The 14,256-nt window shown below is 65.9% G+C and carries 17 protein-coding genes; all 17 read left to right on the top strand.

The genetic code is table 11. The features are described 5' to 3' along the window. The first annotated feature begins 284 nt into the window (after positions 1–284). Entirely contained in the window at positions 285–854 is a 570-nt protein-coding gene (locus BGO16_RS08380) for a head-tail connector protein (RefSeq protein ID WP_292618162.1), read from the top strand. A 31-nt stretch (positions 855–885) separates the two neighbouring features. Beyond that, entirely contained in the window at positions 886–1,296 is a 411-nt protein-coding gene (locus tag BGO16_RS08375; protein ID WP_292618161.1) for a DUF3168 domain-containing protein, read from the top strand. Between the two features lie 15 nt (positions 1,297–1,311). Further along, positions 1,312–1,719: a phage major tail protein, TP901-1 family gene (locus BGO16_RS08370; RefSeq protein ID WP_292618160.1), complete on the top strand. Its 408-nt coding sequence runs from the start codon at positions 1,312–1,314 to the stop codon at positions 1,717–1,719. 55 nt (positions 1,720–1,774) lie between these two features. Continuing rightward, positions 1,775–2,095 carry a gene transfer agent family protein gene (locus BGO16_RS08365; RefSeq protein WP_292618159.1) on the top strand — a complete coding sequence of 107 codons (321 nt, stop codon included), beginning with the start codon at positions 1,775–1,777 and terminating at the stop codon, positions 2,093–2,095. After that, the gene (locus BGO16_RS08360; protein ID WP_292618158.1) at positions 2,092–2,304 is read left to right on the top strand and encodes a rcc01693 family protein; all 213 of its coding nucleotides are present in this window, start codon (positions 2,092–2,094) and stop codon (positions 2,302–2,304) included. The genes BGO16_RS08365 and BGO16_RS08360 overlap by 4 nt, the downstream gene beginning before the upstream one ends. Then, on the top strand, positions 2,297–2,878 hold the full coding sequence (locus BGO16_RS08355; protein ID WP_292618156.1) for a phage tail tape measure protein: 582 nt from the start codon (positions 2,297–2,299) through the stop codon (positions 2,876–2,878). Before BGO16_RS08360 ends, BGO16_RS08355 begins: the two co-directional genes overlap by 8 nt. Positions 2,879–3,008: 130 nt before the next feature. Continuing rightward, a complete protein-coding gene (locus tag BGO16_RS08350) occupies positions 3,009–3,650 on the top strand; it encodes a DUF2460 domain-containing protein (RefSeq protein ID WP_292618155.1) in 642 nt (213 codons plus the stop codon). Further along, positions 3,647–4,555, top strand: coding sequence for a DUF2163 domain-containing protein (locus tag BGO16_RS08345; RefSeq protein ID WP_292618154.1), 909 nt, complete (start codon positions 3,647–3,649; stop codon positions 4,553–4,555). Before BGO16_RS08350 ends, BGO16_RS08345 begins: the two co-directional genes overlap by 4 nt. Next, entirely contained in the window at positions 4,552–4,998 is a 447-nt protein-coding gene (locus tag BGO16_RS08340) for an NlpC/P60 family protein (protein ID WP_292618153.1), read from the top strand. The genes BGO16_RS08345 and BGO16_RS08340 overlap by 4 nt, the downstream gene beginning before the upstream one ends. After that, positions 4,998–8,855 (top strand): glycoside hydrolase/phage tail family protein, encoded by a 3,858-nt coding sequence (locus tag BGO16_RS08335; protein ID WP_292618152.1) that lies wholly within the window; start codon positions 4,998–5,000, stop codon positions 8,853–8,855. The genes BGO16_RS08340 and BGO16_RS08335 overlap by 1 nt, the downstream gene beginning before the upstream one ends. A 6-nt stretch (positions 8,856–8,861) precedes the next feature. Beyond that, complete coding sequence (locus tag BGO16_RS08330; protein ID WP_292618151.1) at positions 8,862–10,604, top strand: DUF2793 domain-containing protein; 1,743 nt, start codon at positions 8,862–8,864, stop codon at positions 10,602–10,604. Positions 10,605–10,643: 39 nt separating this feature from the next. Next, positions 10,644–11,093 (top strand): hypothetical protein, encoded by a 450-nt coding sequence (locus tag BGO16_RS08325; protein ID WP_292618150.1) that lies wholly within the window; start codon positions 10,644–10,646, stop codon positions 11,091–11,093. Positions 11,094–11,130: 37 nt separating this feature from the next. Further along, positions 11,131–11,370, top strand: coding sequence for a hypothetical protein (locus BGO16_RS08320; protein WP_292612100.1), 240 nt, complete (start codon positions 11,131–11,133; stop codon positions 11,368–11,370). Between the two features lie 23 nt (positions 11,371–11,393). After that, positions 11,394–11,789, top strand: a complete 396-nt coding sequence (locus BGO16_RS08315; RefSeq protein ID WP_292618149.1) for a hypothetical protein — start codon at positions 11,394–11,396, stop codon at positions 11,787–11,789. A gap of 1 nt (position 11,790) precedes the next feature. Next, a complete protein-coding gene (locus BGO16_RS08310; protein WP_292618148.1) occupies positions 11,791–12,042 on the top strand; it encodes a hypothetical protein in 252 nt (83 codons plus the stop codon). Between the two features lie 138 nt (positions 12,043–12,180). Beyond that, a complete protein-coding gene (locus BGO16_RS08305; protein ID WP_292618147.1) occupies positions 12,181–12,852 on the top strand; it encodes a response regulator transcription factor in 672 nt (223 codons plus the stop codon). Continuing rightward, positions 12,842–14,239, top strand: coding sequence for a sensor histidine kinase (locus tag BGO16_RS08300; RefSeq protein ID WP_292618146.1), 1,398 nt, complete (start codon positions 12,842–12,844; stop codon positions 14,237–14,239). The genes BGO16_RS08305 and BGO16_RS08300 overlap by 11 nt, the downstream gene beginning before the upstream one ends. Positions 14,240–14,256 lie beyond the last annotated feature (17 nt).

Here is a 14,256-nt window from a genome sequence, read left to right as displayed (position 1 = left end):
TGCGGGTTGCGCCGAAATCAGGACCGTCGCGGCCACAGCCAAGTGAATACATCTATGAATCATGAAGTGATGTCAGCCATCGCGTGGCGCGGCTGTCAACTGGATACGCAGCAGGCTTCCTCTTGAAAAAAGGAGGTGGGGCGAGGGGGCATTGCCTCTCGACAAGCCGTAGCCCCTCACCGCTCGTTCCGCGCGATTGCACGGACGGGCAGACCGACCTCTCCGGACGGGAGAGGTCAAGCAAGCCGGCTGGCGTATTCATCAAGCAAAGGAAAGGCACAAATATGCCATCGATCCTTCTGAGCGGGCCTGCGGTTGAACCGTGGTCGGTCGCGGAGGCCAAGAGCTTCCTGCGCGCCGAGAACGACGACGACGACACTGTCATCGCCTCGCTGATCGCGGCGGCGCGCAGCCATGTCGAAGCCATGACGCGCTGCGCCCTGATTGCGCAGACCTGGCGCTTCGTGCTGGACCGATGGCCGAAGGACGGGTGCATCAGATTAGGCCGCGGCCCCCTGCGGACGCTTGTCGCTGCGCGGATCTACGATTCCGCGGGCAATGCCTCGGTCATCGATGCCGAAACATTCGTCCTCGATAAGACGGCCGGCGTGATCGCGCCGTCGGGGTGGAGCCTGCCGGCGCCGGGACGCGCGACCGCCGGCATCGAACTCGATGTCGAGATCGGCTTCGGCACGGGTGCGGCCGACGTGCCGGACGCGTTGCGCCACGCGGTGCGGACGCTGGTGGCGCACTGGCACGAGAACCGCGGCCTGATCGCGATCGGCCAGAGCGTCGCAATGATGCCGGCCAGCGTCAGCGCCATGATCGCCAGCTATCGCGTGCAGGTGTTGTGACCGCTTTCGCATACTCGAAAAGGACATCGCAATGACCAGCGCCAATTCAGCGCTTCGCGCCGCCGTTCACGATGCGCTCGCCGCCGACAGCGGGCTTCATGCCGCGCTCGGCGGCAAGCGGGTCTATGACGAGCCGCCGCGCGGCGCGCTGTTGCCTTACGTCTCGATCGGCGAGGCCCGCGTCACCGACGCGTCGGTCGATGACGGACCGACCCAGGAACACCAGATCACGCTGCATGCGCGCTCGCGCCAGGGCGGGCAAAGCGAGGCCCACCTCATCGCCGGCGCGGTGCTGCAGGCGCTCGACGACGCGCCGCTCACGCTCACCGGCCACCGGCTGGTCAATTTCCGTTTCGCGGTCGCGGATATCCGCCGCGAGTCCGACGGCCGCACCTATCACGCGCAGGTGCGATTCCGCGCCGTGACCGAACCGACAACGTAAAATCAAGGAGCCGTCATGGGCGCACAAAAGGGCAAGGACCTGTTGTTGAAGATGAGCGACGGCGCAAGCTTCGTCACGGTGGCGGGATTGCGCAGCCGCAGGATCGCGTTCAACGCCGAAATCGTCGATATCACCAACGCGGAGTCGACCGATCGCTGGCGCGAACTGCTGGCCGGCGCCGGCGTCAAGCGCGCCTCGCTGTCGGGCCGCGGCCTGTTCAAGGACGCGGCGTCGGACGCGCTGGTGCGGCAGGCGTTCTTCAACGGCACGATCAACAATTGCCAGGTCGTGGTGCCGGATTTCGGCACCATCGAAGGCCCGTTCCAGATCGCCAGCCTCGAATTCGCCGGCGAGCACAATGGCGAGGTGACGTTCGACGTCGCGCTCGAATCCGCCGGTGCGCTGGCGTTTACGGCGATGTGAGCTTTTACCGAGTGACCCTCCCCCTTGAGGGAAGGGTGGAGAAAAAGGAGATTCTATGCCGAACAGACATCGCGGTGAGATTGCCGCCGAGCTTGGCGGACGGCAGCGCACGCTGGTGCTGACGCTCGGTGCGTTGGCGGAACTGGAATCCGCATTTGGCGCCGACGACCTGGTGGCGCTTGCGGAGCGTTTCGGTTCGGGACGGCCGTCGGCGCGCGATCTGACCCGCATCATCGCTGCGGGCTTGCGCGGTGCGGGCGAAGCCATCACCGACGACGAGGTTGCGGTCATGACCGTCGATGGCGGGGTGGCCGGCTTCGTCAGGATCGCGGCCGACCTGATTGCGGCGACATTCGATGACGGTGCCACGCGGTGAAGCCGTTTCCATGGGCGGAAGCGATGGGCTTCGGCTTCGGCGTGTTGCGCCTAGCGCCGGATGCCTTCTGGCGGATGACGCCGCGCGAACTGGCGCAGGCGATCCGCGCGGTGCGCGGGCCTTCCGTAGTGCCGCTGGCGCGAACTGAGCTCGACGATTTGCTGGCGCGGTTTCCCGATACGCCGCGCAAGGGAGGACACAATGACTGACGACACGAGCTTTGAAGACGCATCGAGTACGCTGGACAACCTCAACGCCAAGACCCAGGCGCTGACGATCAGCGCGGGCGGCTTTGCGCGCGCGATGACGCAGGCGTTCTCGTCGTCGGTCATCGGCGGCAAGCAGTTCGACGACGTTCTGAAAACGCTGGCGTTGCGCGTCTCGAGTCTCGCGGTGACCGCCGCGTTCAAGCCGCTGACGGCGAGCCTGACCAGCGGTATCTCCAGCCTGTTTTCGGGACTGACTGGCAGCATCGGCGCGACCGGCGTGCAGGCCAATGCGCTCGGCGCCATCAAGCCGTTCGCGTCGGGCGGCGTGATCGGCGCGCCGAGTTACTTTCCGATGATGGACGGCGGCGTCGGCCTTGCCGGCGAGGCGGGTCCGGAGGCGATCATGCCGCTCGCGCGCGGTCCCGACGGCCGGCTCGGCGTTTCCGGCAGCGGCGGCGGCAACAGCATCACCGTGCAAATCGCCACGCCCGATCTCGACAGCTTCCGCCGCTCCGAGAATTACGTCACCGGCCAGATCGCGCGCGCGGTGGCGCGGGGCCAGCGGAGTTTGTGAAGACGTTGAGCGCCGCATCATCGCTTCACGTCATGCCCGACCTCGTGCCGGGCTTCCACGTCTTAAATGCGGCCGACGAAAAAGACGTAGATGGCCGGGATAAGCCCGGCCATGGCGAAAAGGGTTCGTCATGACCAGCTTCCACGAAGTCCTGTTTCCGCTCGATGTCGCGCTGAAAAGCGCGGGCGGGCCGGAACGGCGCACCGATATCGTGAGTTTCGGCTCGGGCCGCGAGGCGCGCAACGCGCGCTGGGCACAGTCGCGGCGGCGCTATGACGCCGGCTACGGCGTCAGGACGCTGGATGCCTTGCAGGCCGTCGTTGCGTTCTTCGAGGAGCGTCGCGGCCGGCTCTACGGCTTTCGCTGGCGCGACCGGGTGGATTGCTGCTCGGCGTTGACGGGCGTTGCGATTTCGCCGCTCGACCAGGTCATCGGCATTGGCGACGGGGAAACCGCGTCGTTCCAGTTGATCAAGACATATGGCGGCGCGTTCGCGCCTTACGCGCGGGCAATCGCCAAGCCGGTCAGCGGCAGCGTGCGCGTCGCAGTCGCCGACGAGGAAGTCGCGGCAGGCTCCGCGTTCACTTGCGACGCGACGACGGGCGTCGTCACGTTCGCCGCCGGACATATTCCACCGGCGGGAGTCGCCGTCACCGCGGGATTCAGTTTCGACGTGCCGGTGCGGTTCGATACCGACTACCTCGAGGTCGATCTCGCGACTTTCGCCGCCGGCGCCATTCCGAAAATCCCGCTGGTGGAGATCCGCCCGTGAGAAGCATTCCCTCTGCGCTTCAGACGAAACTCGATTCCGGCGCGACCACGCTGGCGCGTTGCTGGATCGTGACGCGGCGCGACGGCGTCGTGCTCGGCTTCACCGATCACGATTGCGATCTGGTGGTCGGCGGCGTCAACTGTCGCGCCGGAACCGGTTTCACGGCGTCGGAAGCGACCAGCCGGTTCGATCTTTCGGTCGACGGCTCCGAAATCTCCGGCGCGTTTTCCGATGACGCGCTCAGCGAAGCCGATCTCGCCGCCGGACGTTACGATGCCGCCGAGGTCGCGACCTGGCTGCTGGACTGGAACGATGTCGCGCTGAAAGTCCTGATCGCGCGCGGCTCGCTCGGCGAGGTCCGCCGCGAGGGGATGGCGTTCACCGCCGAACTGCGCGGGCTTGCGGATGCGCTGGCGCAGGACAGCGGGCGTCTGTTCACGGCGCGTTGCGGTGTCGATCTCGGCGACGGCAAATGCCGCGTCAATCTGGCCAGCTCGACTTTTCGCCGCAACGGCGCGGTGACCTCAATCGAGGGAACGTCGCTGGTCACGGTCTCCGGTCTCGGCGGTCTTGCCGACGGCTGGTTTACCGCAGGGCGGGTGCTGTGGATGACCGGAGCCAATGCCGGCGTTGCCGTCGAGGTGAAACAGCACCATGTCGTCGCGGGCGAGGTGCGGCTGTCGCTGTGGCAGGCGATGGCCGAGCCGATCGCTGTCGGCGACAGTTTTGCGATCACCGCCGGCTGCGACAAGAGTTTCGCGACCTGCCGCGATCGTTTCGCCAACGCTTCCAATTTTCGCGGCTTTCCGCAGATTCCCGGCAACGATTTCATCGTGAGCTATCCGTTGCCCGGCTCGCCGGACAACGGCAGCGGCACCAAGGCGGGCTACGGGGGCGGCTCGTGACTTCCCCGCATACGACCCGCGCCGCCATCGTCGCGGAGGCCCGCGGCTGGATCGGCACGCCCTATCGCCATCAGGCCTCGCTCAAGGACGTCGGTTGCGACTGCCTTGGCCTGGTGCGCGGTGTTTGGCGCAATTGCATCGGCGACGAGCCGGAAATGCCGCCGCCCTATGCGCCGGACTGGGCCGAAGCGAAGGGCGACGAGACGCTGGCGGCTGCGGCGCTGCGTCATCTGGTGCCGGTCGCGCGCGACGGTTTCGGAGCAGGCGACGTGCTGCTGTTCCGCTGGCGCGATGGCTTCGTCGCCAAGCACGTCGCGATCGCTTCCAGCGCGCGCACGATGATTCATGCGCACGACGGCGCGGCCGTTTGCGAGATCGCTCTCGCGCCGTGGTGGCGACGTCGGCTGGCTTATGCGTTTCGTTTTCCGGGAGTCTCAGACTGATGGCAGCGCTCGTTCTTTCCGTCGCGGGCGGCGCCGCCGGCGCGCTGTTTGGTCCGGCCGGCGCGATCGCGGGCCGTATCGCCGGCGCGCTGGTCGGCAACGTCATCGATCGCAAGCTGTTCGGCTCCGGCAATCAGAATGTGGTCGGGCCGCGGCTCGCCGATCTCGACGTGATGGCTTCGACCGAAGGCGCGCCGATCCCGCGTGTCTACGGCCGCGCGCGGCTGTCCGGCCAGGTGATCTGGGCGACGCAGTTCGAGGAGGTCGTCAGCAGCCGGACAAGCTCGTCGTCCGGCGGCAAGGGCGGCATGTTCAGCGGCCCGAGCACGACGACCACGACCTACAGTTATTTCGCCAATTTCGCGGTCGGCCTTTGTGAGGGCGTGATCGGACGGGTCGGGCGGATCTGGGCCGACGGACGCCCGCTGGATCTCCACGGACTGACGATCCGCGTTCATCGCGGCACCGAGGATCAGGCTCCCGACGATCTGATCGTCGCCAGGGAAGGCGCCGGCAACGCGCCGGCCTATCGCGGGCTCGCTTACGTCGTGTTCGAGCGCCTGCCGCTGGCGAATTTCGGCAACCGCATTCCGCAGCTCTCGTTTGAGATCATCCGCCCCATCGGCCAGCTCGAACGAATGGCGCGCGCGGTGACGCTGATCCCAGGCACGACAGAATTCGGCTACGAGCCGTCCACCATCGTGCGCTCGCTCGGGCCGGGTCAGTCGGCGCCGGAAAACCGTCATGTGCCGAATGCCGAATCGGACGTGATCGGGGCGCTCGACGATCTGCAGGGCGCATGTCCCAACCTCGAACGCGTGGCTGTCGTTGTGGCATGGTTCGGGTCCGACCTGCGCGCCGGAAATTGCGTCGTGCGTCCCGGCGTCGACAGCGCGAACAAGGTCACGCGCCGCGGCGACTGGTCGGTCGCCGGCGTCACGCGGGGGAGCGCCTATGTGGTGTCGCGGGTTAATGGCCGTCCGGCGTTCGGTGGCACGCCTTCGGACGCCAGCGTGGTTCATCTGATCGCGGAATTGAAGGCGCGCGGCCTCAAGGTCACGTTCTATCCTTTCATCATGATGGATATTCCCGCCGGCAACGGCCTCGCCGATCCATGGAGCGGAGCCGCGTCACAGCCGGTCTATCCCTGGCGCGGCCGCATCACCTGCGATCCCGCGCCGGGGCGGCCGGGCTCGCCGCAAGGCGCGCCAGCGGCGGCAACGCAGGTCAACAACTTCTTCTCCGGCGGAAGCTGGAATTATCGCAACATGATCCTGCATTATGCGAGCCTGGTGGCTTCCGCCGGCGGCGTCCACGCCTTCATGATCGGATCGGAGTTGCGGTCGCTGACGCGCGTGCGCTCCGGCAGCGGCGTCTATCCCGCCGTCAATGCGCTGACGGCGCTCGCGGCGGACGTAAAGTCCATCGTGGGATCATCGACGATCGTGACCTATGGCGCGGACTGGACCGAATACGGCGCGGATGTCGTCACGCCGGATGCATCGGAGGTTCGTTTTCCGCTCGATTCCTTGTGGGCATCGAGCGCGATCGATGTCGTCGGCATCGATTACTACGCGCCGCTGGCCGACTGGCGCGACGAGGCCGGGCATCTCGACTCGAGCAATGCTGCTTCGACCTACGACGTCGGCTATCTCGCGGGTAACGTCTATAGCGGCGAGGGGTTCGACTGGTACTACGCCGATGACGCCGCGCGCGCCGTGCAGGACCGCACGCCGATCACCGACGGCCTCGGCAAGCCGTGGACCTTCCGCGTCAAGGACATCAGGTCATGGTGGTCGTCCGCGCATCACGAGCGCATCAGTGGCGTTGAACTCGCAAGCCCGACCGCATGGCTGCCGCAAGGCAAGCCGATCTGGTTCACCGAGGTCGGCTGTCCGGCGGTCGACAAGGGCGCCAACCAGCCAAGCGTGTTTCCCGATCCCAAATCGTCGGAAAACAACCTGCCGTATTTTTCCACCGGCTATCGCGACGATCTGATCCAGCGCCGTTATCTGCAGGCGTTTCTCGGCAAGCTTGATCCGGCGTTTGGTGCTGTGGACGCAGACAATCCGGTCTCTCCGGTCTACGGCGGCCGCATGATCGATGCGTCGGCGATCCATCTGTGGACCTGGGATGCGCGGCCCTATCCGGCGTTCCCCGCCGCCACCGAGGTCTGGAGCGACGGGCCGAACTGGCAGACCGGGCACTGGCTCACCGGACGGCTCGGCTCCGCGCCGATGGACGCGCTGGTTGCGTCGCTGCTCGCGGACTGCGGTGTCGCCGGCGCCGACACCTCCGCGCTACGTGAGGCTTGCGATGGCTACGTGATCGACCGCCCGATGTCGCCACGCGCGATGATCGAACCGCTTGCCGGCGCCTATGCCTTCGATGCGACCGCCGCCGACGGCACGTTGCGTTTCCTTTCGCGCGGCGGCGCGCCGGTTGCCGAATTCGCGGAGGAAGACCTGGTGCTCCCGGACGGCGGCGCTCCGGCGCGGCTGACCCGCGCGCAGGAAACCGAATTGCCGCGCGAGGCCGGTTTCGGCTTTACCGACGGCACCGTCGACTACAGGCGCTCTGCGGTGACGTCGCGGCGGCTTGCAGGCGGCTCGAACCGCAGCGTTCACTCCGACCTTGCGGTCGTCAGCGACGATGCCGCGATGGCGCGGCGGGCCGAGGTCTGGCTGCAGGATCTGTGGGCGGGACGCGAAAGCGCCGCGTTCTCGCTCGGCCCGCAATGCCTGTCGCTGACGGCGGGCGATGTGATCGCGGTGACGGTCAACGGACGGCGGCGGCTGTTCGAAATCAGTGCGACGCTCGACGCGGAAGCGCGGCAGGTGACCGCGCGCAGCATCGATCCCGAAGTGTTTTCGGTGCCGCTGTCGACGCCGCGCCCCACACGGCCCGCGATGCCGGCCGCACTCGGGCCGGTTGAAGTCGATGTGCTCGATCTGCCGATCATCGAGTCGTCGGAGCCGCCGATCCTGACGCGGCTTGCCGTCTTCGCCAGCCCGTGGCCGACGTCGGTGACGGTCTGGACCTCGCCGGACGGCGCGAGCTTTCAGCCGTCCGCGGTGATACCGGCGCCGGCGACATCGGGCGAAACGCTGGACCCGCTGCCGAGGGGACCCTCCAGCCGGTGGGACTGCGGCAGCGTCTTTCGCGTGCGGCTTTATGGCGGCGCGCTGACGTCGCTCTCCGACGCCCGCGTGCTGGCGGGCGCCAACGCGGCCGCCTTACAGAACGCCGACGGCGACTGGGAAGTTTTGCAGTTCGCCAACGCCGAACTTGTGGACGAGGGCACTTATAAAGTATCGCGCCTGCTGCGCGGGCAGGCCGGCAGCGAATACGCCATCGCCGACATGTTGCCGGCGGGCGCGCGGTTCGTCCTGCTCGACACGCATCTTACGCCGCTGGCGCGCGGATTGAACGCGCTGGACCGGCCGATCCTGGTGCGGCTCGCCGCCGCCGGACGAAACCACGACGATCCGACCGCGGTCGCGCTGACGGTGACGCCGCAGGCCACCGCGCTGCTGCCGCTGTCGCCGGTGCATGTGAAGGCGTCGCGCGAGAGCGGCGGCGTTCGCATCTGGTGGATTCGCCGGACGCGCGTCGACGGCGACGGCTGGGGCGTCGAGGTGCCGCTCGGTGAGGACAGCGAGGCCTATACGCTCGACATCTTCTCCGGCGGTTCGGTCGTTCGCAGCATCGCGTGCGGCACATCCGAGGCGCTTTACGCCAACGCCGACGAACTTGCGGATTTCGGCGCTGCGCAAACCAGCCTGCATGTTCGCGTCGCGCAAATGTCGGCGACCGTCGGCGCCGGACACCCTACTGAACTTACTCTTACCCTCTGAGTTGCCATGACAGACACACCAAATCTCGGACTGCCGTATATCGACGGCAGCCAGGCGCAGAAGCACGTCACGCATAACGAGGCGCTGCGCATTCTCGACGCGGCGATCCAGATCGGCGTGCTCGACATGACGCTTGCCGCGCCGCCCTCCAGCCCCGCGGAAGGCGAACGCCATGTGGTCGCAAGCGGCGCGACCGGCGCCTGGACCGGGCAGGACAATACGATTGCGACCTGGCAGGACGCCGCCTGGGCGTTCCTCGCGCCGAAGACGGGATGGTGCATCTGGTCGGCGGCTGACGGCAGCCTGTTCGTGTTCGACGGCACGGCGTGGCTGGGCGCCGGCGGCACGGCGTCGCTTGATAACGTTGCGCATCTCGGTGTCAACATGGCGGCGAGTAGCCCCAATCGGCTCAGCGTCAAATCCAACGCCGCGCTGCTTGCCGCCATCGATGCCGCCGACGGCGGCACCGGCGACATGCGGGTTCAGCTCTCGAAGGAAGGCTCGGCGAATACGGCGTCGGTGTTCTTCTCGGATAATTTTTCAGGCCGCGCGGAGTTCGGCCTGGTCGGCGACGATATCTTCAAGCTCAAGGTGTCGCCGGACGGATCGACCTGGACCGAGGCGTTCAATATCGATCAGGGCACTGGCAATCTCACGCTGGCGCGCGGGCTGTCGCTGACCGGCGTCATTTCGCCGGCGCAGATCACCGCCGATCAGAACGACTATAATCCCACGGATCTTGCCGCCGCCTCGGTGGTGCAGATCAGTGCCGATGCGCCGCGCAACATTTCGGGCCTGGCTGGTGGAGCGGAAGGGCGGTGCCTCACCATTATCAATGTCGGTAGCCAGCCTGTGACGCTGCTCAATGAAAGCACGTCGTCGTCGGCATCGAGCCGTCTTTCCCTCGGCGGCAGTATGACGATTGCGGCGAAGCAGGCCGCGATCCTGCGTTACGACGGCACCGCCGCACGCTGGCAGGCGATCGCGGGTGGGACTGCCGGGGCGGGGGCTTCCGGCAGCATTCCAGGCTACCTGACCGGCCTGACGCTTTCGACGGCGGGCGGTTCGTCGACGTTTGGCATCGCAGCGGGCTTTGCGACGGATAGCTCCAATGCGTCCATGATGGCACTGTCATCGGCTTATTCCAAGACGACCTCCGCGTGGGCTGTCGGCTCGGCAAACGGCGCGCTCGATACCGGGACGATCACGGCCAGTACTTGGTATCATGTCTTTTTGATCAAGCGCACGGACACGGGCGTCGTCGATGTTCTGATATCGCTGTCCGCCACGTCGCCGACTTTGCCGACGAACTACACGCTGTTCCGGCGCATCGGAGCGATGAAAACCGATGGTTCGTCCAAATGGACGAAATTTTCCCAACTTGGCGACGAGTTTTTATGGGACGCCGCAGTCGTCAACGTGAGCACGTCCCCCGGAACTACAGCTATTCAGACCCTAACAGTAACCACACCTCCGGGGGTTCAAACGACTGCGATCCTCAACGCTGCCGGCATCGGAACCGGTGATAGCCGAGGATGGGTATTTTCTCCCGATGTCAACTCGGCCGGGGCATTGGCCTCTACCGGATCTACGATAAATTTCGGTGGATCGGGCACCATCCAGGTGTGGTCCGTCACCCGTGTACGGACGAACACATCGGCACAGGTCAAATACGCTATGACGCTATCATCGGGACAGCCCATCATCACGACGGCCGGCTGGATCGATGATCGCGGCAAGTTGCAGTAGCCGCCACACCTAATCTCCACACCCCAAAGGACCGATCCAATGCCCAACACTGCAACTGCGGTGCGTGAACCCGCGTCTATTCGGTACAAAAACCCCGGCGCCATGTGGGGCGGCAAGCACGCTCGCAAATGGGGAGCGATTGATGATGTCGTCCTGAAGGACGGACAGGCCAACCACATCGCCGTATTTCCCGATGTCGTTCACGGCGCGGCTGCGCAGTTCGCGCTGTGGAAGACCGGCTACTGCAACATGTCGCTGTCGGCCGCGATCAGGAAGTGGTCGGGCCACAATTCGTCCGCCGCCTATATGGCCTTCCTCGGCAGGCACGTCGGCGTGACGGCGCAGACCCGGATCACGCCCGCGCTGCTCGCCTCTCCGAAGGGGCTCGCGCTGATGAAAGCGCAGGCGCAATGGGAGGCGGGCAAACCCTATCCCATGACAGATGCGCAATGGGCTGAAGCCCAGCACATGGTTTTCCCCGACGCCTGACGGTTTCAGGCAATCGCAACATCACTGGAGACAAGACATGACATCGGATTCGGTGTGGCAGGTCGTGCGCTATCTGCTGATCGCGGCCGGCAGTTTCGCCACCGGCAAAGGATGGGTCACCTCCGACCAGGTGACCAGCATCATCGGCGCGGTCGGCACGCTCTTCACAGTGGCATGGGGCCTCTACGTCAAGGCCGGCACCAAAGCGGTCCCATCAGTCGCGGCCGCGCGTCCCGATGTGCCGACCGTCAGCGCCGCGACCGGCGCGGTCAAGTAAGTCCACGAACAACAGGAGTTCCCATGAGAAAGCTCGTCGTCGCGACAGCGCTCGTCTCCGGTCTGGCGCTGGCAGGCTGCCAGACCGTTGCGCTGCCGTCTTTGAATCTGAACACGGCCGTTGCGCTCAACACCGTCTACGGCATCGAAAACGCTTATGGCGTCGCGGTGAACGCCGCCAACGCCTACAAGACGCTGCCGCTTTGCCGGACCGGCTCAGTGCCTGGCGCAGCCAATATCTGCGCGAGGCGATCGGTCATCGAAAGGCTACAGGCTGCGATGTTCAAGGCGCGTCTCGCGGTCAACAATCTGGTCGCGCTGCAGAAGACCTATCCGGCCGTCGACATCACCAACGCACTCTCGGCGGCGCAGTCGGCGCTGATCGTCGTCCAGCAGATCCTTGCATCGGGAGCACGCTAACATGGTCACAGCAGCAGAAATCGAGGCCGGCCTCGCGGTCGCAGAAGCCATCGTCGGCGCAATCATCAAGGTCGCGCCCGCGATCGAGCAGGGCGTGGTCTCGTCGATCCCCTATGTTCAGGCCATCGCCGGCCTGATCGGCGGCAGCAATGCCAGCCCTGATGAAATCGACGCGGTCCTGGAGCGGATCAACGCGGCGACCGACGCGTTCCTGAACCCGTTGCCGCCGGACGATGGCTCGACGACCACGTGAGGGCCGTCCGGAGCGGGCACGGGGGCACCCGAAGGTGTGTCCGCAATAAAAAAATATGACATCAGCGGGTTCCGGCGTTCATTTGCCATTCACGCGGCGGCGGTTCATCTTGGCAGGTGGAATCAGCGGAGCCCGCCTTTGCGCTTACTCGTCGTCGAAGACGATCCCGATCTCAATCGTCAGCTCACGACCGCGCTGACCGATGCCGGCTACGCGGTCGATCGTGCGTTCGACGGCGAGGAGGGGCACTTCCTCGGCGACAGCGAACCCTATGACGCCGTCGTGCTGGATATCGGCCTGCCGAAGATGGACGGTATTTCGGTGCTGGAGGCCTGGCGGCGTCAGGGGCGCACCATGCCGGTCCTGATCCTCACCGCGCGCGACCGTTGGAGCGACAAGGTGCAGGGTTTCGACGCCGGCGCCGACGACTATGTCGCAAAGCCGTTCCATCTCGAGGAAATTCTGGCCCGGATCCGCGCGCTGCTGCGCCGGAGCACCGGCCATGCCCAGTCGGAGCTGACTTGCGGGCCGGTGACGCTGGATACCCGCACCGGCCGCGTCAGCGTCGGCGGCAATCCGGTCAAGATGACCTCGCATGAATACCGGCTGCTCGCCTATCTCATGCACCATACCGGGCGGGTGGTCTCGCGGACCGAACTGGTCGAGCATCTCTACGATCAGGACTTCGATCGCGACTCCAACACGATCGAGGTCTTTGTCGGCCGCATCCGCAAGAAGCTGGACGTCGATATCATCCAGACGGTGCGCGGGCTCGGCTACCTGCTGACGCCGCCCCCAGATGCGCGCTAGGGATTTTCTGGCCCGTCGCTCGAATTCGCTCGCAACGCGGCTGTTCCTGTCCGCGACCGTCTGGGTGGTGGTCGTCCTGCTCATCACCGGCGTGGTGCTGTCGTCGGTCTATCGTTCGGCGTCGGAGCGCGCCTTCGACCGCCGCCTCAATCTCTATCTTCGCACGTTGATTGCCGAAGTGGCGACGCCGGACGAGCCGCCGGATCGCCAGTTCCAGTCGCTCGGCGAGCCGCTGTTCGATCTGCCGCTGTCAGGCTGGTATTGGGAGATCGTCCGCACTGATCGGGACAAAAAAGAGATTCGCGCATCGCGCTCGCTGTGGGACAAGAAACTGCCGTCGCTGGAGGATCAGGGCATAGGGCTCTCGTCCTCGGGGGTCCGCGTCGGGTATGTCGACGGTCCCGAGGGGCAGACCCTGCGCATGGCGGAGCGGCCGGTCGATCTCGGCGCCGACGGCAAATTCCGCGTCACGGTGGCGGGAGACGCCACCGAGATTTTCGATGAAACGCGGAATTTCGATTATTACCTCGGCGGGACGTTCGCAGCGCTGACGGTGGGACTGCTGCTAACCACGATTTTTCAGGTGCGGTTCGGGCTGGCGCCGCTGAAGCGCATTTCAGACGCCATCGCCGACATCCGCTCCGGCCGGGCCGAACGGCTGGAGGGCGAGTTTCCGGTCGAGATCGCGCCGCTCGCCCGCGAGACCAATGCGCTGATCGACGCCAACCGCGAGATCGTCGAACGCGCCCGCACCCATGTCGGCAACCTCGCGCATGCGGTCAAGACGCCGCTCTCCGTCATTGTCAACGAAGCCAATGCGCATGAGCGCGACGCCTTCGCCGCCAAGGTGCTCGAACAGGCCGGAGTGATGCGCAATCAGGTGGCGCACCATCTGGAGCGTGCGCGCATCGCCGCGCGGCTCACTGTCGTCGCCACGGTCACCGATGTCGCGCCCGTCATCGAGGCGCTGCGCCGGACCATGGAGAAGATTCACCGCAACCGCGGCGTTGCCATCGATATCGATGCGAGTGCGGCGGCGAAATTCCGTGGGGAACGCCAGGATCTGGAGGAAATGGCCGGCAACCTGGTCGACAACGCCTGCAAGTGGGCGCGGTCACGGGTGCGTATCGAGGCCTCCGTCCGTCCCGCCGACGCAGTCCGGCCGGCGATGTTGCATATCGTGGTCGATGATGACGGCCGGGGACTGTCGGGCGAGGAGCGGATGCAGGCCTCGCAACGCGGACGCCGCCTCGACGAGACCAAGCCGGGATCGGGGCTTGGACTGTCGATCGTCACCGACCTCGCCGCGCTTTATGGCGGCAGTCTAATGCTTGGAACGGCGCCGATCGGCGGGTTGCGGGCCGAACTGGTGCTGCCCGCGGCATGAAGTGCGTGTCCGGTACG

This window comes from Nitrobacter sp. 62-23, from assembly GCF_001897285.1.
GTDB lineage: Bacteria > Pseudomonadota > Alphaproteobacteria > Rhizobiales > Xanthobacteraceae > Nitrobacter.
The sequence above is the reverse complement of the archived record's forward strand: the minus strand, read 5'-3'. Positions and strand labels throughout refer to the sequence as shown.

Bases quoted from the DNA above. Each gene is read 5' to 3' on its own strand.
- BGO16_RS08380 (WP_292618162.1), top strand. From the start codon at position 285: ATGCCATCGATCCTTCTGAGCGGGCCTGCGGTTGAACCGTGGTCGGTC.
- BGO16_RS08375 (WP_292618161.1), top strand. From the start codon at position 886: ATGACCAGCGCCAATTCAGCGCTTCGCGCCGCCGTTCACGATGCGCTC.
- BGO16_RS08370 (WP_292618160.1), top strand. From the start codon at position 1,312: ATGGGCGCACAAAAGGGCAAGGACCTGTTGTTGAAGATGAGCGACGGC.
- BGO16_RS08365 (WP_292618159.1), top strand. From the start codon at position 1,775: ATGCCGAACAGACATCGCGGTGAGATTGCCGCCGAGCTTGGCGGACGG.
- BGO16_RS08355 (WP_292618156.1), top strand. From the start codon at position 2,297: ATGACTGACGACACGAGCTTTGAAGACGCATCGAGTACGCTGGACAAC.
- BGO16_RS08350 (WP_292618155.1), top strand. From the start codon at position 3,009: ATGACCAGCTTCCACGAAGTCCTGTTTCCGCTCGATGTCGCGCTGAAA.
- BGO16_RS08335 (WP_292618152.1), top strand. From the start codon at position 4,998: ATGGCAGCGCTCGTTCTTTCCGTCGCGGGCGGCGCCGCCGGCGCGCTG.
- BGO16_RS08330 (WP_292618151.1), top strand. From the start codon at position 8,862: ATGACAGACACACCAAATCTCGGACTGCCGTATATCGACGGCAGCCAG.
- BGO16_RS08325 (WP_292618150.1), top strand. From the start codon at position 10,644: ATGCCCAACACTGCAACTGCGGTGCGTGAACCCGCGTCTATTCGGTAC.
- BGO16_RS08320 (WP_292612100.1), top strand. From the start codon at position 11,131: ATGACATCGGATTCGGTGTGGCAGGTCGTGCGCTATCTGCTGATCGCG.
- BGO16_RS08315 (WP_292618149.1), top strand. From the start codon at position 11,394: ATGAGAAAGCTCGTCGTCGCGACAGCGCTCGTCTCCGGTCTGGCGCTG.
- BGO16_RS08310 (WP_292618148.1), top strand. From the start codon at position 11,791: ATGGTCACAGCAGCAGAAATCGAGGCCGGCCTCGCGGTCGCAGAAGCC.
- BGO16_RS08300 (WP_292618146.1), top strand. From the start codon at position 12,842: ATGCGCGCTAGGGATTTTCTGGCCCGTCGCTCGAATTCGCTCGCAACG.